Origin of the sequence: Myxococcus sp. CA023 (genome assembly GCF_010998615.1) — a bacterium.
Lineage (GTDB): Bacteria > Myxococcota > Myxococcia > Myxococcales > Myxococcaceae > Myxococcus.
In genome coordinates, this window is the sequence record NZ_JAAEAH010000011.1 from 42,514 (window position 1) to 63,991 (window position 21,478).

Sequence of the window (21,478 nt, forward strand, 5' to 3'; positions counted from 1 at the left end):
AGAGGTCGCGCCATGACCCGCCGCCGCCCCGAAATCCTCGCCCCCGCTGGGGACCTCGACTCGATGAAGGCCGCGCTCGCCAGTGGCGCGGACGCCATCTATTTCGGACTGGACGAAGGGTTCAACGCACGCGCACGCGCGGAGAACTTCTCGCTCGCCACCCTGCCGGGGACGCTGGCGCTCGTGCACCGCGCCGGCGCCCGCGCCTATCTGACGCTGAACACCCTGGTCTTCGAGCCCGAGCTCCCGGTGGTGGAGAACATCCTGCGCCGCATCGCCGAAGCCGGCGTGGACGCGCTCATCGTCCAGGACCCCGCGATTGCGCTGGTGGCCCACGCGGTGTGTCCGCAGATGGAGGTCCACGCCTCCACGCAGATGACCATTTCGAGCGCGGAAGGCGCGCGCTTCGCGAAGGGCCTGGGCGCCACGCGCGTGGTGGTGCCGCGCGAGCTGTCCGTGGCGGAGATTCGCCGGCTGGCGTCGGAGACGGACGTGGAACTGGAGGTCTTCATCCACGGCGCGCTCTGCATGTCGTGGAGCGGTCAGTGCCTCACCAGCGAGGCGTGGGGTGGACGCTCCGCCAACCGGGGACAGTGCGCGCAGTCGTGCCGGCTTCCGTACGACCTGGTGGTGGATGGCCAGACGCGCGAGCTGGGCGACGTGCAGTACCTGCTCAGCCCCAAGGACCTCGCGGGTGTAATGGCGGTGCCGCAGCTGGTGGAGATAGGTGTCCACTCGCTGAAGATTGAAGGTCGGCAGAAGGGGCCTCAGTACGTCGCCACGGCGGTGCAGGGCTACCGGCGCTGGGTGGATGGCGTGTCCGCGGGGACGCCGGACACGGGGGCGCTGCGCAAGGACCTGGCGGACATGACGCTGTCGTACAGCCGGGGCTTCTCGCACGGCTTCTTCGCGGGCTCGGACCACCAGACACTGGTGGAGGGGCGCTTCCCGAAGCACCGAGGTGCATACCTGGGCCGCGTGGAGTCCGTGCACGGTCGTGACGTGCGCGTGGTGGACGACACGGAGGGCCGTCCCTGGACGGGCGGGCTGGGCCAGGACGACGAGAAGGCGCGCCCGGATGCGCCCGTGGGCAAGGTGTCCTCCCCACTGGAGACGGAGACACCGGTGGCGGCGGAGGTGTCGCCCCGGCCCGGCATGGGCGTGGTGTTCGACGACGGGCACCCCGAGGACAAGCACGAGCCCGGCGGCCCGCTGTTCCGAGTGGAGCGCAAGGGCCGTGGATGGGTGCTGGGCTTCGGCAATCCCGGTCCGGACATGGGCCGGGTGAAGCCGGGCCAGCGCGTCTGGATGACGAGCGACCCGGCTCTGGCGAAGCGCACGGAGGAACTGCTGGGGCGCGGCGAGCCCGAAGGCCGAGTGCCGCTGGAGCTGACCGTGACAGGCGCCGCCGGTTCGCCGCTGACGGTGCTGGGCCGGGCGCGCGGTGGACACGTCTACTCGGTGTCCAGCGAGGTTGCGCTGGCCGAGGCGCGCGGTGGTGGCATCGACGAAGCGCTGCTGCGGGACAAGCTGGCGGCGCTGGGCGGAACGCCTTTCACGCTGACGGGGCTGGATACGTCCGGACTGGCGGCGGGGCTGCACCTGCCGGTGTCGGAGATGAAGGCGCTGCGTCGCCAACTGGTGGCGGAGCTGTCGGAAGCCGTGGCGCGCGGTCCGGTGCGGACCGTGAACGAAGGCTCCACGCTGGAGTCCCTGCGCGCGTCGCTGCGTGAGCGTGTGCAGCCGACGCCCCGCGCCGTGGAGGACGTGCGCTTGCTGCCGCTGTGCCGCACGGACGAGCAGCTCGAAGCGGTGATTGCCGCGGGGCTGCCCGAGGTCGAGCTGGATTGGATGGAGCTGGTGGGCCTGCAGCGCGCGGTGGAGCGAGCGCGCGCGGCGGGGCTGCGCGTGACGATTGCCACGGTGCGCGTGCAGAAGCCGGGCGAGGAAGGCTACGACGCGCGCATCGCGAAGCTGAAGCCGGACGCGGTGCTGGTGCGGCACTGGGGCGCGATGATGCACTTCCTGGAGCGTCCGCCCGCGCCCGGGGAGACGCGCCCTGCCCTGCACGCGGACTTCTCGCTCAACGTCACCAACTCCGTGACGGCGCTGCATCTGCTGGGGCTCGGGCTGGACACGCTGACGTTCGCGCATGACCTGGACGCGGCACAACTGGGGGCCATGCTGGAGCACCTGCCGGCGGAGCGCTTCACGGTGACGGTGCATCACCACATCTCCACGTTCCACACCGAGCACTGCGTGTATTCCCACACACTGTCCCACGGGCGTGACTACCGGAGCTGTGGTCGTCCGTGCGAGAAGCACCGCGTGTCCCTGAGAGACCACAAGGGGCTGGAGCATCCGGTGGTGGTGGACGTGGGGTGCCGGAACACGGTGTTCAACGCGCAGGCGCAGAGCGCGGCCTCGCTCGTGCCGTCGCTGCTCGCGAGGGGCGTGCGGCGCTTCCGGGTGGAGTTCGTGCGCGAGTCTCGCGAGGAGGCTTCGCGCGTGCTCTCCGCGTATCAAGAGCTGCTGGCCGGTCGCATCTCCCCTGCGGAGGCCGTGCGCCGCGCAGCGGTGCATGAACAGTTCGGCGTGACGAAGGGAACGATGAAGGTGCTCAACCCCACGTTCACCGTGCAGCGCTGACACTGAAGCCCACTGCGTTCAGCGAGAGCGCGTGGGTACGGCACGGCGTGAGAAGCGCAGGACGGCACGGAACACGTCTTCCGTGTCGTCCGCGTCCATCCCCTGCTCCGCGGCCCACTGGCGCCGGGTCTCCAGCAGGCTCGCCTCGCGCTCCGCGTCTGGCAGCGGGAGTCCGTGCCCGGACTTCAGGTGTGCGGCTTGCTGGATGAGCTGGGCACGACGCTCCAAGAGTTGCACCAGCTCACGGTCCAACGCATCCACGCGCTCCCTGACTTGCGTCAGCCCCGGCGGCACGGCGACAGGCTCCGGCTCGCCCGAGCGCCCTGCATCGCAGCCCAGGTGGAGTTGCGTGAGGGCATCCAGCAGGCGCGCCCGTGCGTCTCGCGCGTAGGGATTTTCCGACTGCACGACGCCGAAGAGGTGGGGCACCTCCAGCCGTGCGTACTCCTCCAGGCGGGCCACCGGCTGGAAGCTGGGCGGCGCGAAGGGAAGGTCCTTTCCGGCCTCCGCCTTGAGCAGTCCGTGGGCCAGGAAGAAGGTGAGCACGTGCGTGCGCGCCATCAGCGCGTCGTGCGCATCCGGCGACAGCTCCGTCACTTCACAGCCGATGCGTTCGAACAGTACCCGGGCCTTGCGCACAGCCTCTGGGTGCAGTTCGTTCGGGCACACCACCGTGCGGCGAGGCAGGTCGCCCCTCGCCAGACTGGCCGGGCCGAACAGCGGATGCGTGCCCACCCAGGGGATGTTCCGCCCCAACACGGAGGCCAGCACTTGCACAGGGCGCACCTTGACGCTTCCGACGTCGAGCACCGTCTGCGCGGGCGATAGGCGCGGGCGAAGCTCCTCCAGCACCGAGCGCATTCCAGACACGGGCATGGCGAGCACCACCAGCCCCGCGCCCTCGACAGCCTCCGCGAGCGTCGCTGCCTTCAGTGCGTCGGGGACGTCGTCCTGGCGTGGCTCGAACACCCGATGCGGGATGCCCGCTTCCAGCAGGAGGCCAGACAGGGCACGGCCGAAGCGGCCGTACCCCAGCAGCGCGATGCTCTCCGTCATGTCGCCGGACTCCGAATCCCAGGTGCTCCTGGAATTCTCGCATCGCCAGCGCAAACGGAGGAAGCCCCTCGGCCCGGGGGCTCAGCGCCCTTGGAAGTGAGGGGGGCGGCGTTCCACGAATGCGGAAAAGGCTTCGGCCAGGTCATGGGACTGAAGGAACGCGGAGTTCCACACCGCCACATAACGCAGGCCATCGGCGATGGATTTGTCCGCGCAGTACTCCATGACCTGCTTGGCGCCCTGGACGACGAGCGGGGCATTCTCGGCGATGCGCTTCGCGGTCGCTCGGGCCTCCTCCAGCAGGGCCTCCGGCGTGGGGAACACCTCGTTCACCAGCCCCATGCGCAGGGCGCGCGCGGCGTCCACGTCACCACCGGTGTAGGCCAGCTCGCGCGTGTGGCCCTCGCCGATGATGCGAGGCAGGCGCTGGAGCGCGCCCAGGTCGGCGACGATGCCCACCTTCACCTCACGCAGGGAGAACTTCGCGTCCTCGGAGCAGTACCGGAAGTCACACGCGGCGATGAGGTCCATGCCCCCACCGATGCACCAGCCGTGCACGGCGGCGATGACGGGCTTGCGGCAGCGGGCCATGCCCTCGGTGGCCTGCTGCATGTCGCCAATCAGCGACAGCAGCTTCAAGCGCTCCAGGGCCAGGTTGCTTTCGCCGGTAAGCAGCGGCCCCAGGGACTCCATCATCCCCATGAGGTCCAGGCCGAAGGTGAAGTGCTTGCCCTCTCCGCGAACCAGCACGACGCGGACGGAGTCATCCGCATCCAGCGCGCGGATGGCCTCGGGCATCTCCCGCCAGAAGTCCGGGCCCATGGCGTTGCCCTTGCCAGGGCCGGTGAGCACCAGTTCGGCGACGCCTTCATTCTTCTCGATGCGCAGCGACTTGTAGGTCCCGTCCATTCAGCTCAGCCCTCCCGGACTTCGAGTTCCTCGAACGTCACGCCATCCAGCTCGAGGTCATTCACGGCTTCGACGAAGCGCTCGCTGACGATGACGGTTGCCCAGCCCTGCCGGTGACGAAAGACGTCCCGGTCTCCCGGCAACGAAGCTGCGTCGAGGACGACGGTGCGGGGCCAGGCCTGTTTGCTGGCGCCGCATGCCGGGCATGGTGGTTCGCGCTCTTTCGGCAGACAGGCTTGATGCAGCAGTCCATGCAACTCCAGTTGCAGTTGGAGCAGTTCGGGCGGAGCCTTTCCACGGAAACGCACCTCGACCGACGCCCCTTGAAGCCCTCGCACGCCCGCGGCGTTCAATCGCTCGAAAGCGGCCCGCTGAACAAACAACGTGGGTGCGTCCTGCATGAAGAGCGGGCCGAAACGGCCAGCGCCCTTCCCTTCACACGGTCCGAATTGGGCCCCCGGCTCCAGCAATGCCCACGGCGGAGCCATTGGCGCAATCAACGCCTTCAATCGCGAGAACTCCTCGCGAGAGACCGGCCAGGGGTCGGACAGCTTCTTCAACTCATCGCGAGGAAGGCTGGACAGGTCCACGCACGGGTATGCGAGCCAGGGAGCCCCTCCGCCCGCGCGGCACACGGGACAGGGATGCACGCCAGGAAGACACCACTTGTTCACCGCGTCCAAGGAGCCCGTGTAGCCCGACGCCGTGTCTGGATGAACTCGGTAGAACTTCAAGGTTCCTCACGGAGCACGGATGGACGGCGCTGCTTGATAGGGCGCGACCGGCGCATTGTATGGCACGACGGGCCCCGTCAACTCGAAGCGGAAGATCAACTCCACCGCCTTGCGGTGCAGTTCCTCTGACGTCATCGAACGCCCCTGCTGGCTGTCCCGAAAATCCCGCCACGCCTGGTTCCACATACCACCCCGGCCCTTGCCGCTATGGAGTTGGCGGTGGATGTGCTCGGGGATGAGGATGGTGAACTTGTGGATGTCGACGCCGTGCGACCTGAACCACCTCGCAAGCTCTGGCTGTTGAGGAAACAGGTGGTGATGCACCAACTTGCCGGGACCTCTAGGCAGCGCGGGAAGAAAGCCCTCCCGGTAACGGAAGTGGAACGTCATCCGTGGCCGTGAACCGGAGCGAATCCCAAGGTTCCGCCAGTGGCGAAACGAGGGAACTCCACGTGCCGGTGGGCGAAACGCTCCAGCCAGCACCGGCCTGAATGCGGCCTGCGCCTCTTCCTCCAGCGCGACGTCCTCGCAATCGAACAGCCCACACGTCCCGCTTTCGCAAGCGAGGACCACGCAGGCACCCTCATCCGAGCGCGCGCACTCCAGCGAGGAAGGAGGTTCGCTTAGCGAAGCGAGCCCAGGCGCCGTCGACGCACAGCCCACCAACAGCAGGCTCACGAGCCCAGACAGCAGCAGCCATCCACGACACTCAAGCTCCATGGGCCAGCCACTGTACTGGCACTGGCCCATCAGCCGTCATGGAATCCGGCTTTTAGAAATCAGCCCCGGCTCAGCCGAACTCCACCACCCGCATGCCGAACAGGCGGTCCACCGCGAGCAGCAGGTCGTCATTCACCTGCACCTTGATGGACGTGTTGCCGATGAGCGCCTCGCCCTCGCCCTTGAAGAGCACGCTCACCGCCACGGGCGTGGCGCCGGCGTACTTCTTCGCCAACTCGTGCAGCTTCGCCACCCGCTCTTCCGTGAGCAGGTCCGCCGGCACGCGCAGTTCCAGGCGCTTGGTGCGCTTCTCACGCACCGCCTTGAGGCTCTGGATGTCGTCGACGATGAGTTCCGGCGTCGGCGAGTCCTCGTCACGCTGGCTGATCTGCACCGTGCCCGACACCAGGATGGGGTCGTCCGACTTGAGCAGGTGCTCCCAGTTCTCGAAGCCCGGCTTGGGGCCCTGCTTCGCCCACTTGCCGTCCCGGCCCATCACGTTGCGCGTGCCATCCTTGCCCGGGAAGCACACCAGCTCGATGGAGCCGGACAAGTCCTCAATCGTCACCCACGCCATGCGCTTGCCCGTCTTCGTGGGCCGCTCGCGCAGCACCGTGACGATGCCCGCCACCGTGAGCTTGTCGTCCTTGCGCGCGCGCTGCACCGCCGTAATCGGCCGCGCGTAGCGCTTCAACTCCTTGTCGTACTGGTGCAGCGGATGGCCGGACACGTAGAAGCCAATGGCCTCCTTCTCCAGCGACAGCCGCTCCTTCTCCGACCAGTCCTCCACCTCGACGTAGTCGTCCTTCAGCCCGCCGCCACCACCGTCCGAGGACGGACCCGCCAGCATGCCGAACAGCGAGCTCTGGCCGGCCGCCTTGTCCTTCTGGCTGGACGAGCCGCGGTTCATCGCCCTCTCGATGGTGTCGAAAACCTGCCGACGCGAGCGCTTCTCGAAGTCGAAGGCCCCCGCCTTCACCAGCGCTTCCATCACCTTCCGGTTCACCTTGCGGCTGTCCACGCGCTCGCAGAAGTCGAACAGGCTCTTGAAGGAGCCATCCTTGCGCGCCTCCAGGATGGACTCGATGGCGCCCTCGCCCACGCCCTTGATGGCGCCCAGGCCGAAGCGAATCTTCCCGCTCACCGCGCCGAATTCCATGTCGGACTGATTCACATCCGGCGGCAGCACCTCGAGGCCCGACTCACGCGCCTCGCCGATGTGCTTCACCACCTTGTCCGTGTTGTCCTTCTCGCTGGAGAGAAGGGCCGCCATGAACTCGCAGGGGTAGTGCGCCTTCAGCCAGGCCGTGTGGATGGTGACCAGGCCGTAGGCCGCCGAGTGGCTCTTGTTGAAGCCGTACTCAGCAAACTTCTCCATCAGGTCGAAGATTTCACCGGCGACCTTGAGGTCGACGTTGTTCTTCGCGCAGCCCTCGAGGAAGCCGGCCCGTTCGGCCTGCATGACCTCGGCCTTCTTCTTGCCCATGGCGCGGCGAAGCAGGTCCGCGCGGCCCAGGGTGTAGCCACCCAGGACCTGCGAAATCTGCATCACCTGCTCCTGGTACACGATGACGCCGTAGGTGTCCTTGAGCACCGGCTCCAGCGCGGGGTGCGGGTACGACACCTTCTCCCGGCCGTGCTTGCGGTTGATGAAGACGTCCACCATGCCGGAGTCCAGCGGACCCGGGCGGTAGAGCGCGCCGGCGGCGATGACGTCTTCGAAGCAGTTCGGCTTGAGCTTCACGACCATTTCCGTGAAGCCGCTGGACTCCATCTGGAAGATGCCGGCCGTGTCGCCCTTGGCCATCAACTCCCAGGTCTTATCGTCATTGAGCGGAATCTCGTGCCGCGGGATGTCCTTGTCGTGGTTGCGCTTCACCAGGTCCAGCGCGTGCTGAATCACGGTGAGCGTCTTCAGACCGAGGAAGTCGAACTTCACCAGGCCGGCCGCTTCCACCTCGTCCTTGGCGAACTGGGTGATGAGCGTCTTTTCACCCGGCGGCTGGTAGACGGGCACGAACTCCCACAGCGGCTTGTCGGCAATCACCACGCCTGCGGCGTGCATGCCGGGCTGGCGGTGCAGGCCCTCCAGCGCGAGCGCGATTTCGAGCACATCCTTGGTGGTGACGGGCTTGCCCTCCACCTCGCCGATGTTGGAGGGCGTCTCCATCATCTCCTTGAGGCGAGGCTCCATCTCGATGGCCTCCCTCAAGGTGATGTTGAGCACCTCGGGAACCAGCTTCGCGATGCGGTCACCTTCGCTGAACGGCAGCGCGAACACGCGGCACACGTCACGCAGCACGCTCTTCGCCTTGAGCGAGCCGAAGGTGATGATCTGCCCCACGTTCATCTCGCCGTACTTCCGGCCGACGTACTGGATGACCTCGTCCCGGCGGTCCTGGCAGAAGTCGATATCGAAGTCGGGCATCGACACGCGTTCCGGGTTCAGGAAGCGCTCGAACAGGAGGTTGTACGGGATGGGGTCCACGTCGGTGATGCGCAGCGCGTAGGCGACGAGGCTGCCGGCGCCGGAGCCACGGCCGGGGCCCACGGGGATGTTCATCTTCTTCGCCCAGTTGATGAAGTCCTGGACGATGAGGAAGTAGCCGCAGAACCCCATCTTCTGGATGACGCCAATCTCCAGCGCCAGCCGCGCCTGGTACTGCTCGCGGTCGATGGGATAGGTGACGGTGGCCGCCAGTTCGGTGAAGCGCTCGCGCAGGCCCTCATACGCCAGCTCCGCCATGTAGCTGTCCGGCGTGTGGCTGTCGGGCACCTTGAAGGTGGGCAGCATCGGCTTGCCCAGCTTGAGCTCCAGGTTGCACTGCTCGGCGATGCGCTGGGTGTTGTGGACCGCCTCGGGGATGTCCTTGAAGAACTCCAGCATCTCCGTGGGGCTGGTGACGTAGAGCTTGTCCGTGGAGTGCTTCATGCGCTTGCCGTCCGCCAGCGTCTTGCCGCTGGCGATGCACATGAGCAGCTCGTGGGCGCGCGCGTCCTCGCGCTTGATGTAGTGCGCGTCCGCGGTGGCGCACAGCGGGATGTCCAGATCGCGCGAGAGCTGCTTGAGGTTCTCGTTCGCCTTGTCCTGCTCCGGCATCCCGTTGGACTGCACCTCCAGAAAGAAGTGCCCCGGGTCGAAGATGTCCTTGTACTCCTGCGCCGCGCGTCGGGCGTGGTCCATGTCGCCGCGGAAGCACGCGCTGGTGACTTCACCACCCAGGCACGCGGTGAGCGCGAACAGGCCCTTGCTGTGCTCGGCGAGCACCTTCTTGTCGATGCGCGGGTGGTAGTAGAACCCGTGCATGTACGCGGTGGAGGAGAGGTAGCGCAGGTTGGCGTAACCCTCCGCGTTCTTCGCCACCAGGATGAGGTGGTGGGAGACCTTCTCGGAGCGGTCCTCACGCCCCTTGGGTCCGGCGACGTAGGCCTCCATGCCCAGAATCGGCTTGATGCCGGCGTCCTTCGCCTTCTTGTAGAAGTCGATGGCGCCGAACATGTTGCCGTGGTCCGTCACGGCAACGCTGCTCATCCCCTTCTCCTTCACCGTCTTGATGAGGTCCTTCATCCGGATCGCCCCATCGAGGAGCGAGTAGAGGGTGTGCAGGTGGAGGTGGGTGAAGGACATGTGCGCGTTCCGCTCCTGGAGGCCGGGGGGCCGCCGAACACTAGAGCCCAGCTCTCCTGCTCGCCAGTCCAGTGTTGTTCCCAGGCCCGGTGAGCGTACGGGCGGCTTCATACTTCTTCACGCCTCGTACAAGTCCCAGCAACGGCGGGCCGGCACATTGCCCACCGTCGCCGCGAGGGGTGGCGACTTCACGTGGAGCCGTCCGCGCTCCACCCAGGAGAAGGCCATGATGAAGAGGTTCGCCGTCGTCGGTTCCGCGATGCTCGCCGTCGCGCTGCTCAGCGGCTTCGCGCTGCGGGGAGGCCCCCGCTGGGGCAAGGACCCAGAGCGCGTGAAGCAGCTGGTGACGTGGAAGCTCGACGACAAGCTGGACACGCTGGACGCCACTGAGTCCCAGCGCCAGTCCATCCACGCAGTGAAGGACCGACTGTTCTCCGACGGGGTGCAGCTGATGCAGGAGCACCACGCGGTGCGCGAGGAGGCCTTCCAACAGCTCGCGTCGGACACGCCGGACCGGCAGAAGCTCCACGCCCTGGTGGACGCGCGCATCGAGGCCATGCGCGCCTTCGCTCACCAGGCGACAGACGCCGCCCTGGAGGTCCACGGCACGCTGACGCCGCAGCAGCGCAAGGCGCTGGCCGAACAGTTCCGCGAGCACGTAGGCCCGTAGTCCGCGCGCACGCCACCGTGGCGTCAGGACAGGTGGGGTGTGTGCTTGCGGGAAAGGGTGGGCGGGGCGGCGGAGCACGGCTAGTTTAGGTGCGTGAATTACACCGACTACGCAAAGCGGATCCGCGCCCACGCCCAGGTCGCGGACGTCTCCGAATACGGCCGCGTGACGGAGGGGGACCAGGACTACCCCCTCTTCCGGCTCGTCGTCCCGGGAGAGCGTTGGCTGGTCATCACCTCCGGTTTCCACGGGGAGGAACCCGCCGGTCCCCTCACCCTGGCCGAGCACTTCCCGGCGGTAGCGGCGTACGCGGTGGAGCGCGGCGTGGGGCTGCGCGTCTACCCCTGCATCAACCCGTCCGGCTTCGAGGCGGGTACCCGGTACAACCGCAGCGGCGAGAAACCCAACAACGACTTCCTCCGCTACGAAGTCGCCCCCGGGGAGTGGGTGGGCGAGTTGAACGTCGCGCGCCCCATCCTCCGCTGGGCGCTGTATGACGGAGGCCCCAAGGAGACGCGCGCGATACGCAGCGAGCTGGCGCGCTATGCCGCTCCGGCCGCCGCGCTCGACATCCACCAGGACGACTACCTGGGCGGGGCGTCGACGTATGCGTACACCTTCGGAGACAAGGCCGCCTACCGCCCGCTGGTGGAAGCCAGCGCGAAGCACGTCGCGGTGGTGCGCAGCCAGAAGGTGGACGACCACAGCTTCGCCGACGCGGACGGCCTCATCGAGTACCACGACGGCAGCGTCACCGACTGGTACTCGCGCCAGGGCGTGCCCTACACGGCCGCGCTGGAGACGACGACGCCGACACCGCGTGACGCCTGCGACGCGGTGAATCTCATCTGGATTCGCGGCTTCATCGACCTGGTGGCGCGCGGCGGCTGATGGCGGAGCACCGGACGAAGCGGCGGGCTACGGCGACCGCGCGTTGCCCACCCGCCGCGTCCACAGCGTGAGGAGGTTGCGGACCACCGCGCCCTCGGGGACTGCCGCGCCGTCCGGCACATCCACCTGGAGGCCCCGCGCGGCCAGCGGGGGAAAGAGGCTGTCCTCTCCGGGGGGCGTCAGCGGCACGGAGGCATCCGCGGGGCGGAAGCCGAAGGCCAGCGCGCGCTGCTGCACCGGCCGGCTGTGCAGATAGCGCAGCCACTCCAGCGCGGCCTCACGCTGGCGGGGCAGCACCCAGTCCCCGTGCAGCACCGCCGCAGGATGGTCGCTCCAGGACGTGAGCGTCGGGTACAGGACCTTCAGCGCCCCCCAGTTCCCCGGCGGTTGGGAGAGCTGGGCGATGGCCAGGTTCTCGTACACCACGGCGATGTCGTAGCGGGACGGGCCGAAGCGGACCATGTCCGCCATCAGCGCGCCCGTGGACTGCTCGAAGCGGCCCGTGCCCCGCTCCAACTGGCTCAGCCACGTCTGGAACCGCGGCTCCAGCAGGTCGGCCACCGTCAATCCGCTCTGCTTGCCGTAGAACTCCAGCGACGCCAGCAGCAGCGCCTGGAGCCCGGAGTTGGAGCGCGTGGGGTCCGTGTGGCCCAGCTTCACGAAGCCCCACTCCGGCTGGCCGCCCACCGCGGGCCAGCCCTGGTCACTGGCCACCGCGTCGTGGATGACCTTCCAGGACACCGCGCCCCCGCCGCTGGCGCGCTGGAGCACCTCCGCCCGGTCCTCCCACGCCACGAAGACGAGCGGCGTCTTCACCAACGGCCGCGGCGCCGCTTCGCCCTCCGTGGCGAACAGCGGCTCACGCGTGGCATCCGTGGCCCAGTCCGACTCCAGCATCCGCAGCACCGCGCTGTCGGCGGGGCTCCACACGGTGGGCCGCTCACTACCTTCGAGGATGGCCCGCGCGGCCTCCAGCGAGCCCCGGCCCACCAGGTTCACCCGGATGAGCGGATGCACCTTCTGGAAGTCCGCCGCGGCCTCCTCCACCCACGCCTTCTTCTCCGTGCTGTAGAGGAACGTGATTTCCGTCCGCACCGCGCGGGTGGATACGGGCGCCTGCGCCGCGGGACGCGCCTCTGCCGTTCGCTCCGCGGCGCGCCGCGAAGACAGGTAGAGGGCCCCACCCAACGCAGTGAGCACCCCGATGATGATGAGGACCGCGGGCTTCATGTACCGGCTCGCACTTCTGGGAACGGGTGCTCTGCGCCTGAGCATCCTTGTAGGCAACCTCCGCGACGCCGTACAGGGGCGGCACGTCCGCCTCGGAACCCAGGCCTGGAACCCGAAGTGTTCGCTTTCGCACGTTTGTTTGAACACAAATGACATGCCAGAATGGGCGGATGACGCCAAACATTCGGCAGCTCGTGCTTGCGGGCCTGGGCACGGCGCTGAGCGCGTGCGCGACCAAGCCCGCTCCTCCGGTGGAGCATTATTCGCTCGGCATGTCTCGGGCGGAGTACCGGGACTACAAGAAGGCGAAAGCGGACCCCTGTGCGTCCTCGGAACCGCGGTGGCTGGCGGACGAGCTGACGACGGTGAACAGTACGATGGCGCGCTTCCTCCGGGAGACGGAGCAGCTCTCCAAGCTGGACGCGCCGGACCACGCTCGCCAACTGGCGATGATGCGGGAGGCCACCGGCTCACTTCCGCCCATCATGGAGGTGCACCGCTACACGCTCAACCGGCTGAAGGAGTGCCGCTTCCGCGACACCGGGGCCTTCCCGGAGATTGCCCGTCGTGGCCAGGAGCTGCTGACGGAGGTGGATGCCCGGCTGGAAGAAGGGCCCAAGGTGCTGGCCGCCGTGGCCCTGAAGGATGCCCGCCGGCAGTGGCGCGAGGAGATGCCCGAGCGGGAGGAGGCCGCCCGCCGCACCTGGTGCCCGCCCAACCCCCAGGTGGGGCAGACGGACCTGTTCTACGCGCGGCAGGAGGTGGACGGCCGCAAGCTGTGGCGCTTCTGCGACGGACACCTGGTGGAGCAGCGCTCCGAAGGTGAGCCCGTGCTCGTGCAGCCCGACAACCTGACGTCGCGCATGCGCCGGCGCATCAAGCCCCAGTCCTACCTGGATGCCGCGCGCGCCTATCCGATGGCGGAGATGGACCGTCAGCCCGACAGCGTCCCGTCCTCGGGCCAGGGCGCCGCCAAGAAGTCGTCCGCGCCCAGCGACGGCGGCCCGGGCTAGCCCACCGCCTCTCGCGGAGCGCGGGGGGCACTCCCACGCGCTCCTGAAAGCCAGCGACGCCGGCGCCTCACGCCTCCAGGCGGGCCAACCGGCTGGCCAGGTGCGCGTCCTTCGAGGCATCGACGGACTGGGCCCAGGTGGCCAGCGAGCCGCCGCTGGAGGACAGCTGCTCCTCCACGTGCGGCCGCAGTCGCGTCCACCGCTTGCTCCACCCCTCCTCGGAAGGCGCGCCCGCCTGACCGGGACGCTCCGCCAGCAGCATGCCCATGCGCAGCGCCAGCTCGGGCTGCCCCAGCGCCGACGCCTGCCGGGCCACGGTCGTCGCGGCGGGGACGGCGTCCGGCGCGGCGAGCCACACCTCGGCCGCTCGGGTGAAGGCAGCCACGTCCAGCTCGCCCAGCAACGCGAGCGCGTGCCGAAGCGGGAGCCGGCCGTCCTTCTTCGGAGCGACGACGCGCTCCATCAACGCGGTGAAGGTGCCCGCCAGCTCCGAGTGGGCCGCGGGGTCCACGCCGCCCAAGGCCCGCAGCGCGCGCTTCGCACGCCGGGCCCGCGACGTCACCTCCCAGCTCCGCCACCCCAGCCGGGCCCGGAGCGCGGCCAGGGCCTCGGCGGCGGCCTTCAGCGACTCGGGCGTGGGCATGGCCGCGGGTACGCGGCGGGGAAGCTCCACCTTCTTCGGCGCGGGCGGTGGCACGGGCGCAGCCTCCGCGGCGCCGCCCTCCGTCACCTCGAGGTAACCCTCGCGCAGCTTCTCAGCGACCTTCTTCTCGTATTCCTTCCGGGCGCCGGCTTCGTCCGCGAAAGCCTTCTCCCGCCGCTGACCGGCGGTGCCGATGCGGCCGAAGGTGACGATGAAGGTGTTGCCCTTGAGCTCCGGCTCCCAGAACTTGGAGCTGGAGCCTTCCACGAACTCGAACCTTCGCATGCCTCAGAGCATACGCGACGCCGTGCCCTGATGCTCCGCCTTCATCTCCCGGAGCCCTTCTTCACGGGAGCGGCGGCCCTCGTACCCCAGCTCCCGGCGGGCCTTGTCGTCCCGCACCGTCACCTCCCGCCCCATGAGCAGCACCTCGGTGCGGGTGAGCGGAGGTCTGCCGCCCAGGCCGAAGGTGCCCCACAGCAAGTCCCCCACCGTGGCCACCGTCGCGGCCACCCCGTATGGCAGGGTGCGCTCGCCCGCGTCCACGCCCTGCGTCGCGAGCATGGCGGTGATGAAGCCCCGGAACTCCACGGGTTCCCCGTCGGTGAGGAAATAGGCCTCGCCGCCACGACCCTTCTCCGCCGCCAGCAGCATGCCCTCCACGCAGTTGGCCACGTGGCAGGTAGACGTCAGGTAACGGCCGCCGCCGAACCACCGGAAGCGCCCGGTCCGCACCGCCTCCTGGAACTGCGGCAGCAGCGACGTGTCACCGGCGCCCCAGATGAAGCGGGGACGCACCGCCACGGTGACGAAGTCCGGCGCATTCACGCTGAGCACCCGGCGCTCCGCCTCGCCCTTGGTGGAGGGGTAGTCGCCAATGGGACGCTCGGGCAGGGGCATCGTCTCATCCACCCGCTCCAGAGGCGAGCCATCCGCCAGCACCGCCTCCGTGCTGACGTGGACCAACCGCTTGACGCCCGCGGCGCGCGCCGCCTCCAGCACCCGCTCCGTGCCGCGCACGTTCGTCTCGTAGAACTCGCTGCGCGCGCCCCAGCCCTTCACCACCGCGGCGCAATGGAAGACGGTGTCACAGCCCTCCATGCCCGCCTTCAGCTTCTCCACGTCCGACAGGTCGCCCTCGAAGGGCTCCCCGCCGGCCTCCGTCACCAAGGCTTGCGCCGCGGCGGAGCGCACCAGGGCCCGAGCGGGCGTCCCGCGCACCTTCAGCGCGGTGAGAAGGTGCCTGCCCACGAAGCCTGAACCACCGGTGACGAATGCCCGCATTGCCTGCACGCTCCTGTGAAGGACTGATTGCGCTCCTAGCACTCCCGCGCCGGGCCCGATAGAGCGCCCGGCCCGGGTCAGAACATGTCGCGCAGGGAGGGCGGCGCCCCGGCGAAGAGACGGCTCGCCGCGCGCACCGAGGCATCATCGCCCTCCAGCGCGCCCATGGCCCGCAGCGACTCCGCGGACAGGTGGCCGGTGTAGAGCGGCGCCAGGTACCGCACGTGCAGCCGCAGGCCTCCATCGCCGCCACGGCGCACGCGCGCCTGACCGTCCGAGACCTCCAGCACGAACCGGCCCTGGTTCTCCGGGAAGAGGTCGTCCTCCACGTCCAGATGGAGGGTGCCGGAGAGTCCCTCCGGCCAGCCGCGCGCCTCCAGCGCGGAGGCCACGTCCAGCACCCGCACCATCCAGTGCATGTACAGCTTCACCGCGTACGTCTGCTCGCGAAGCAGCAGGAGTAGCGGGTCGTCCACGCCGCCGTACCAGAAGACATCCGTGGCCAGGGAACGGTGGTCCCCCAGGAAGCTCAGAATCCTCCGCGCCGCCGTGGGCGTATGGGCCACGACATCGGTGAGGAACAGCTCCTGCTTGAAGTCCTTGAGCGACCGGCGGATGACGTAGAGGTAGCCCTCCACACCGGCGCTGCCCTCCACCAGGTAGCCATGTGCCACCTCGCCGCGCATGTTGCGGACGCGGCCCCATGAGAAGTCCCCGCGGTCCAGCCAGCCAGGACGATGACGCGCGTGGCGCTGGTAGCTCAGGACGATGGCCTGCGTGTCCTTCTCCTCGATGGGCCGGAGCGACAACGTCCGCTCACTGAAGTCCAGCGATGGGACCTGGATGCGGATCTCCTGCCGCGTGCCCGCGTGCTCGTAACCCACGCGCCGGTAGAGCGGCTGCGTCGCGGGATAGAGCACCGACAGCGGGGCGCCCGTCGCACGGGCCTCGCGCAGCAGGTGCCGCATCAGTCGCGTGGCGGTGCCGCGTCCCCGATGGACGGGAGACACGCCCACGCCACCCACGCCGATGACGGGCACGCTGCGCCCGCCGTACCACTGCCCCATGCGGATGAACACGAGCGTGGCCGCCACCTCGCCGCCCTCGCGCAACAACCGCAGGTCCGGCCGCGACGCCCGCTGCATCCAGGCGGCGCTGTCGGCGGGGGACATGGCATACGACTGCATCATGATGTCCGCGACGGCGGCCATCTCACGTTCGTCTCGTGGCGGTCCGAAGTCGCCAGGCTGCGTCTCCACGCGCATCTCCATTCCCCGATGGCGCACGCAGGCGCCTCTCGGCCGCCCACATTCTCAGGACGGCCCGGCCTGCCTGTCGAGCAACAATCCACGGCCAGGCAGGCCCGTGCGCCCACGTCCGGACAGCAGGTGCGCCGTGAGAATGCGCCTCCCGCGCCCGGCGAACCGGCCCACCGCTTCAACACGGCGCACGTGGTGGCTTCGTCACCCGAAGGCGACACGGCTGGTATCCTCGCCGCCATGAAGCGCCCTACCGAGCCCGACGCCCCCGTGATGCCGTCGCTGCTCGTCTTCGCCGTCGCAGTGCTCCTCTTCGGCTCTCCCCTGCGCCGACTGTGGCTGGCGGAGGGCGCGCCGGGGTACCTGCCCTTCGCGGTGTGGCTGGGCGTCATCCTCCTGGGCGGCTGGGCGGCGCACCGGAGTCGTGGCCCATGACGCTCGAGCTCGGCTCGCTCGTCGCCGCGTCCGTCGCCTACCTGCTGGTGCTCTTCCTGGTGGCCTACGCGGCGGAGCGAGGCGCCATCCCCGCGCGCGTCACCCAGCATCCGCTCGTCTACGCGCTGGCCCTGGGCGTGTACGCCACGTCGTGGTCCTACTTCGGCAGCGTGGGCTACGCGGCCCGGCATGGCTTCCGCTACCTGGGCATCTACCTGGGCGTCACCCTGGCATGCCTGCTGATTCCCGTGCTGTGGCGCCCGTTGCTGCGCCTGTCCCGCGAGTTGCAGCTCACCTCGTTGGCGGACGTGCTGGCCTTCCGCTACCCGGGGCAATCCACCGGCACGGCGGTGACGCTGTTCCTGCTGGCGGGCAGCCTGCCCTATCTGGCGCTCCAGGTGCGGGCCGTCGTGGAGTCCGCGCGCGTGCTCAGTCCCTCCGCGTCTCCCACGCTGGTGGGCCTCGGCTTCTGCGCGGTCCTCACCGTCTTCTCCGTCCTCTTCGGCGCACGGCACCTCACTCCGCGCGAGCGGCACGAAGGTCTGATGCTGGCCATCGCCTTCGAGTCCGCGGTGAAGCTCGTCGCACTGGTGGCCGTGGGCGTCTGGGCGGTCTCCAACGTGTTCGGCGGCGTGGACGGGCTGCTGGCCTGGATAGACGCGCATCCAGAGGCCATCGACGCACTTCAGCGCCCGGCGCGAGATGCCTCCTGGTCACCGCTGCTGGTGCTCTCTTGCGCGGCCGCGTTCCTCACGCCTCGCAGCTACCACGTGGCCTTCACCGAGGCCCCGGAGCGTGAGGGACTGGCCACCGCCACCTGGGCCTTCCCGCTGCTGTTGCTGGTGATGAACCTGGTCGTCCCCGTGGTGCTCTGGAGCGGCGAGGCGCTGGGACTGCCCTGGCCCGCGGACTTCCACGTGCTGGCGGTGCCCGCGTCACGCGGCGCCACGTGGCTGGCGCTGGGTGCCTTCCTGGGCGGCGTCTCCGCGGCCAGCGCCATGGTCATCGTCACCACGCTGGCCCTGGCGCCCATGTGCCTCACGCACCTGGTGCTGCCGCTGGGCTACGCACGCGGGCAGCCGCATCTCTACGGCTGGCTGCTGTGGGCGCGCCGGCTGCTCATCGGCATCATCATCCTGGCCGGCTACGGCTTCCACTGGCTGCTGAACATTCGCGGCACGGGACTGGTGGACCTGGGGCTGGTGTCCTTTGTGGCGGTGGCGCAGTTCATCCCGGGCGTGCTGGGGCTGCTGTTCTGGAAGCGGGGCACGCGCGCCGGGCTGCTGACGGGCCTGGCGGTGGGCGCCAGCCTGTGGTTCCTGACGCTGGTGGTGCCCCTATGGGCCTCGCCGGACGTCGTCGCGTGGACGCACCGCATGGCGGCGCTGCTCGGCTTCCCCGTCAACGAGCCCTGGGGTTTCGCCACCTTCGCCTCGCTCACCCTCAACGGGCTGGCCTTCATCGGCGTGTCGCTGGCGACGCGTCAGTCCGCCGAGGAAGCAGAGGCCGCGCGGGCCTGCACACGCGAGGAGGCCGCGCCCGCCGCGGGCGGCGTGGTGGCGGGCTCGCCCGACGAGTTCCGTCGCAAGCTGGCCCCGCTGCTGGGTGAGGAGGCCGCGACGGCGGAGGTGGACCGGGCGCTGAAGTCCCTGTCGCTGCCGCAGGACGAGCGCCGGCCCTCCGAGCTGCGCCGCCTGCGCGACGGCGTGGAGCGAAACCTGTCGGGCCTGCTGGGCCCCGTGCTCGCACGGATGACGGTGGAGGAGGCGCTGCGGCTGGAGCCCGGCGCGCGCACGGCCCTGGCCGAACAACTCCGCTTCGTCGAGGAGCGCCTTCGCGACGCGAGGGGACTACAAGGCCCGGTGCCCGCGCTGGAGGCCGTGCGCCGCTATCTCCGCCGCATCCTGGAGGACCTCCCGGTGGGCGTCTGCGCCGTGGGACCGGATGGTGAGGTCGTCATTTGGAACGCGACGCTCGAGCAACTCTCCGGCGTGCCGGTGGACACCGTGCGTGGCCATCCCATGGAGGCCCTGCCCGCCCCCTGGGGCCCGCTGCTGTCCGGTTTCGCCAGCGGTGTGGACGGAGACACGGAAACGCGTGTCACCGTGGCGGGCGTCGAGCGCATCCTCCGGCTGCACCGCTCCCGGCTCTCTCCCGCGGAGCAGGGAACGGGCACGTCCGAGGGCATGGCCCTCCTGGTGGAGGACTTCACGGCACGAAAGGCCGTGGACGCGCGCATGGCGCATCAGGACCGGCTGGCCTCGCTGGGGCGCGTGGCCGCGGGCGTGGCCCATGAGATTGGCAACCCGCTGACGGCCATCGCCAGCCTGACGCAGAACCTCAAGTACGAGTTGGAGGACCCGGCGGCGGTGCAGGAGCGCGCGGGGCTCATCCTCCAGCAGTGCCGGCGCATCGACGCCATCGTCCGGACGCTGGTGGGCTTCAGCCACGAAGGCACGGTGGGCGGACAGGCGCGGCCCTTCACCCGCGTCGCCGTGGCGCCACTGCTGAGCGAAGCCGTGCAGTTGGCGCGGCTGGCGCGCAAGCAGCATGGGGTGAGCTTCGAGCATCGCTGTCCAGAGGGCCTGGAGGTGCAAGGCGACGCGCAGCGGCTGGAGCAGGTGCTCGTCAACCTGCTGACCAACGCGATGGACGCCTCACCCGAGCACGGCTTGGTGGAGCTGGAAGCGGACATCGACGGTGGCGCGGTGCGCCTGCGCGTCATGGACCGGGGGCACGGGATTCCCACCGAGCTGGCGCAGCGCGTGTTCGAGCCCTTCTTCACCACGAAGGGCCCCGGCGAGGGAACGGGCCTGGGCCTGGCACTCGCGGCGGGCATCGTCCGAGAGCACGGCGGAACGATGCAGGTGGACAAGCGGCAGGGGGGAGGGACTAGCGTCGTGGTGAGCCTTCCGGAGCCACGCCGGATGGAAGCCAGCGTGAACCCCGAGCGGGAGGCCCCGGAATGAGCCGCATCCTGGTCATCGAAGACGAGCCCATCATCCGCACGGAGCTGCGCCGGCTGCTCGTGCGCGCGGGGCATGACGTGTCCGAGGCGGGCTCGGTCCAGGAGGCGTCGAGCGACTACCCGCTGGACTCGTTCGACCTGGTGCTGTCGGACCTGCGCCTGCCAGGCGCCCCGGGGACGGACATCATCTCCATGTGTCCGGGTGTGCCGGTGCTCATCATGACCAGCTACGCCACCGTGAAGTCGGCGGTGGACGCGATGAAGCTGGGCGCGGTGGACTACATCGCCAAGCCCTTCGACCACGACGAGCTGCTGATGCAGGTGGAGCGGGTGCTGCGCGAAGGACTGCTGACGCGGCAGAACGCGGCGCTCAAGCGCGAGGTGGAGCAGGCCCACCCCGTCAGCGGCATGGTGGGCAACAGCGACGCGATGCGCGAGGTCTTCGAGCGCGTCCGCAAGGTGGCGCCCTCCCCCGCCACCGTGCTGGTGCTGGGCGAGTCCGGCACCGGCAAGGAGCTCGTGGCCAGGGCACTCCACGCCCAGAGCCCCCGGGCGGACGGGCCGCTGGTGGCGGTGAACTGCGCGGCCATTCCCGAAGGCTTGCTGGAGAGCGAGCTCTTCGGCCACGAGAAGGGCGCCTTCACCGGCGCGCAGGCCGCGCACCCGGGGCTCGTGGAGGCGGCGCACGGTGGCACGCTCTTCCTGGACGAGATTGGCGAGCTGCCCGCCCCCGCGCAGGCGCGCCTGTTGCGCATGCTCCAGGACGGCGAAGTGCGGCGAGTGGGCGCGACGCGGCCCCGCAAGGTGGACGTGCGCATCGTCGCGGCGACCCACCGAGACCTGCCCCGCCGGGTGCAGGAAGGGTCCTTCCGTCAGGACCTCTACTTCCGCCTGCGCGTGGTGGAGATCCGCCTGCCGCCGCTGCGGGAGCGCACGGAGGACGTGCCCGCGCTGGCCAGGCACCTGCTGGAGAAGGCGAGCCGCAAGCTCGGCCGCCCCACGGCGAGCCTGTCTCCCGAGGCCCTGGCAGCGCTCACCTCCCATCCCTGGCCGGGCAACGTGCGCGAGCTGGAGAACGCGCTGGAGCGCGCCGTCATCCTCGCGGATGGCCCGGTGGTGACAGCGGGACTCCTGGCGCTGGAGCTACCCGACACGGCGGACAGCTTCGGAGCGTCCACCGAGTCCGCCGACACAAGCCCTGCCGCCGCCGAGGAAGCCAGCGGCGCCTCACCGGACTCCATGGAGGAGTACTTCCGCCGCTTCGTCATGGAGCACCAGGAGCACATGGGCGAGACGGAGCTGGCGAAGCGCCTGGGCATCAGCCGCAAGGCTTTGTGGGAGAAGCGCCAGAAGCTGGGCATCCCTCGCACGCGCGCCTGAGGCACGTAG

General features: G+C 69.4%; 16 protein-coding genes. 7 read left to right on the plus strand and 9 right to left on the minus strand.

From position 1 onward, the window contains the following. Positions 1-12: 12 nt before the first annotated feature. Positions 13-2,649: a U32 family peptidase gene (locus tag F8M74_RS06860; RefSeq protein WP_141254060.1), complete on the plus strand. Its 2,637-nt coding sequence runs from the start codon at positions 13-15 to the stop codon at positions 2,647-2,649. Between the two features lie 18 nt (positions 2,650-2,667). Here the strand turns inward: F8M74_RS06860 and F8M74_RS06865 are convergent, their stop codons facing one another. The 5 genes from F8M74_RS06865 to dnaE form a co-directional block, all read right to left on the minus strand. Then, positions 2,668-3,705, minus strand: coding sequence for a prephenate dehydrogenase/arogenate dehydrogenase family protein (locus tag F8M74_RS06865; RefSeq protein WP_141254061.1), 1,038 nt, complete (start codon positions 3,703-3,705; stop codon positions 2,668-2,670). Positions 3,706-3,786: 81 nt separating this feature from the next. Further along, positions 3,787-4,614 (minus strand): crotonase/enoyl-CoA hydratase family protein, encoded by an 828-nt coding sequence (locus tag F8M74_RS06870; protein ID WP_141254062.1) that lies wholly within the window; start codon positions 4,612-4,614, stop codon positions 3,787-3,789. Between the two features lie 5 nt (positions 4,615-4,619). Then, positions 4,620-5,348 (minus strand): double-CXXCG motif protein, encoded by a 729-nt coding sequence (locus tag F8M74_RS06875; RefSeq protein ID WP_141254063.1) that lies wholly within the window; start codon positions 5,346-5,348, stop codon positions 4,620-4,622. Positions 5,349-5,354: 6 nt separating this feature from the next. Next, complete coding sequence (locus F8M74_RS06880) at positions 5,355-6,098, minus strand: TIGR02269 family lipoprotein (RefSeq protein ID WP_141254064.1); 744 nt, start codon at positions 6,096-6,098, stop codon at positions 5,355-5,357. Positions 6,099-6,138: 40 nt separating this feature from the next. Next, on the minus strand, positions 6,139-9,696 hold the full coding sequence (dnaE, locus tag F8M74_RS06885) for a DNA polymerase III subunit alpha (RefSeq protein ID WP_141254065.1): 3,558 nt from the start codon (positions 9,694-9,696) through the stop codon (positions 6,139-6,141). 226 nt (positions 9,697-9,922) lie between these two features. On the opposite strand from dnaE, the gene F8M74_RS06890 reads away from it, so the two are divergent. Together F8M74_RS06890 and F8M74_RS06895 are read left to right on the plus strand one after the other, a co-directional pair. Further along, entirely contained in the window at positions 9,923-10,366 is a 444-nt protein-coding gene (locus F8M74_RS06890; RefSeq protein ID WP_228560107.1) for a Spy/CpxP family protein refolding chaperone, read from the plus strand. A gap of 93 nt (positions 10,367-10,459) precedes the next feature. Continuing rightward, a complete protein-coding gene (locus F8M74_RS06895) occupies positions 10,460-11,257 on the plus strand; it encodes a M14 family metallocarboxypeptidase (protein WP_141254067.1) in 798 nt (265 codons plus the stop codon). Positions 11,258-11,284: 27 nt separating this feature from the next. Here the strand turns inward: F8M74_RS06895 and F8M74_RS06900 are convergent, their stop codons facing one another. Beyond that, the gene (locus F8M74_RS06900) at positions 11,285-12,487 is read right to left on the minus strand and encodes a substrate-binding domain-containing protein (RefSeq protein ID WP_171410215.1); all 1,203 of its coding nucleotides are present in this window, start codon (positions 12,485-12,487) and stop codon (positions 11,285-11,287) included. Between the two features lie 170 nt (positions 12,488-12,657). Between F8M74_RS06900 and F8M74_RS06905 the strand changes: the two genes are divergently transcribed. Continuing rightward, positions 12,658-13,500 (plus strand): hypothetical protein, encoded by an 843-nt coding sequence (locus F8M74_RS06905; RefSeq protein WP_228560105.1) that lies wholly within the window; start codon positions 12,658-12,660, stop codon positions 13,498-13,500. 67 nt (positions 13,501-13,567) lie between these two features. On the opposite strand, the gene F8M74_RS06910 is transcribed toward F8M74_RS06905, so the two are convergent. The 3 genes from F8M74_RS06910 to eis form a co-directional block, all read right to left on the minus strand. Continuing rightward, positions 13,568-14,428 (minus strand): WGR domain-containing protein, encoded by an 861-nt coding sequence (locus F8M74_RS06910; protein ID WP_141254070.1) that lies wholly within the window; start codon positions 14,426-14,428, stop codon positions 13,568-13,570. 3 nt (positions 14,429-14,431) lie between these two features. Next, a complete protein-coding gene (locus tag F8M74_RS06915; RefSeq protein WP_141254071.1) occupies positions 14,432-15,427 on the minus strand; it encodes an NAD-dependent epimerase/dehydratase family protein in 996 nt (331 codons plus the stop codon). Between the two features lie 77 nt (positions 15,428-15,504). Next, complete coding sequence (gene eis / locus F8M74_RS06920) at positions 15,505-16,713, minus strand: enhanced intracellular survival protein Eis (protein ID WP_141254072.1); 1,209 nt, start codon at positions 16,711-16,713, stop codon at positions 15,505-15,507. Positions 16,714-16,815: 102 nt separating this feature from the next. Between eis and F8M74_RS37725 the strand changes: the two genes are divergently transcribed. The 3 genes from F8M74_RS37725 to F8M74_RS06935 are packed head-to-tail and all read left to right on the plus strand — an operon-like array spanning position 16,816 to position 21,469. After that, positions 16,816-17,121, plus strand: coding sequence for a hypothetical protein (locus tag F8M74_RS37725; protein ID WP_228560103.1), 306 nt, complete (start codon positions 16,816-16,818; stop codon positions 17,119-17,121). After that, on the plus strand, positions 17,118-20,090 hold the full coding sequence (locus F8M74_RS06930; protein ID WP_141254073.1) for an ATP-binding protein: 2,973 nt from the start codon (positions 17,118-17,120) through the stop codon (positions 20,088-20,090). Before F8M74_RS37725 ends, F8M74_RS06930 begins: the two co-directional genes overlap by 4 nt. Continuing rightward, positions 20,087-21,469, plus strand: coding sequence for a sigma-54 dependent transcriptional regulator (locus F8M74_RS06935; RefSeq protein ID WP_141254074.1), 1,383 nt, complete (start codon positions 20,087-20,089; stop codon positions 21,467-21,469). The genes F8M74_RS06930 and F8M74_RS06935 overlap by 4 nt, the downstream gene beginning before the upstream one ends. The last annotated feature ends 9 nt before the right edge of the window (positions 21,470-21,478 follow it).

Coding starts and splice junctions, on each gene's coding strand:
- F8M74_RS06860 (WP_141254060.1), top strand. CDS start 13: ATGACCCGCCGCCGCCCCGAAATCCTCGCCCCCGCTGGGGACCTCGAC.
- F8M74_RS06865 (WP_141254061.1), bottom strand. CDS start 3,705: ATGACGGAGAGCATCGCGCTGCTGGGGTACGGCCGCTTCGGCCGTGCC.
- F8M74_RS06870 (WP_141254062.1), bottom strand. CDS start 4,614: ATGGACGGGACCTACAAGTCGCTGCGCATCGAGAAGAATGAAGGCGTC.
- F8M74_RS06880 (WP_141254064.1), bottom strand. CDS start 6,098: ATGGGCCAGTGCCAGTACAGTGGCTGGCCCATGGAGCTTGAGTGTCGT.
- dnaE (WP_141254065.1), bottom strand. CDS start 9,696: ATGTCCTTCACCCACCTCCACCTGCACACCCTCTACTCGCTCCTCGAT.
- F8M74_RS06890 (WP_228560107.1), top strand. CDS start 9,923: ATGATGAAGAGGTTCGCCGTCGTCGGTTCCGCGATGCTCGCCGTCGCG.
- F8M74_RS06900 (WP_171410215.1), bottom strand. CDS start 12,487: ATGAAGCCCGCGGTCCTCATCATCATCGGGGTGCTCACTGCGTTGGGT.
- F8M74_RS06905 (WP_228560105.1), top strand. CDS start 12,658: ATGACGCCAAACATTCGGCAGCTCGTGCTTGCGGGCCTGGGCACGGCG.
- F8M74_RS06910 (WP_141254070.1), bottom strand. CDS start 14,428: ATGCGAAGGTTCGAGTTCGTGGAAGGCTCCAGCTCCAAGTTCTGGGAG.
- F8M74_RS06915 (WP_141254071.1), bottom strand. CDS start 15,427: ATGCGGGCATTCGTCACCGGTGGTTCAGGCTTCGTGGGCAGGCACCTT.
- F8M74_RS06930 (WP_141254073.1), top strand. CDS start 17,118: ATGACGCTCGAGCTCGGCTCGCTCGTCGCCGCGTCCGTCGCCTACCTG.
- F8M74_RS06935 (WP_141254074.1), top strand. CDS start 20,087: ATGAGCCGCATCCTGGTCATCGAAGACGAGCCCATCATCCGCACGGAG.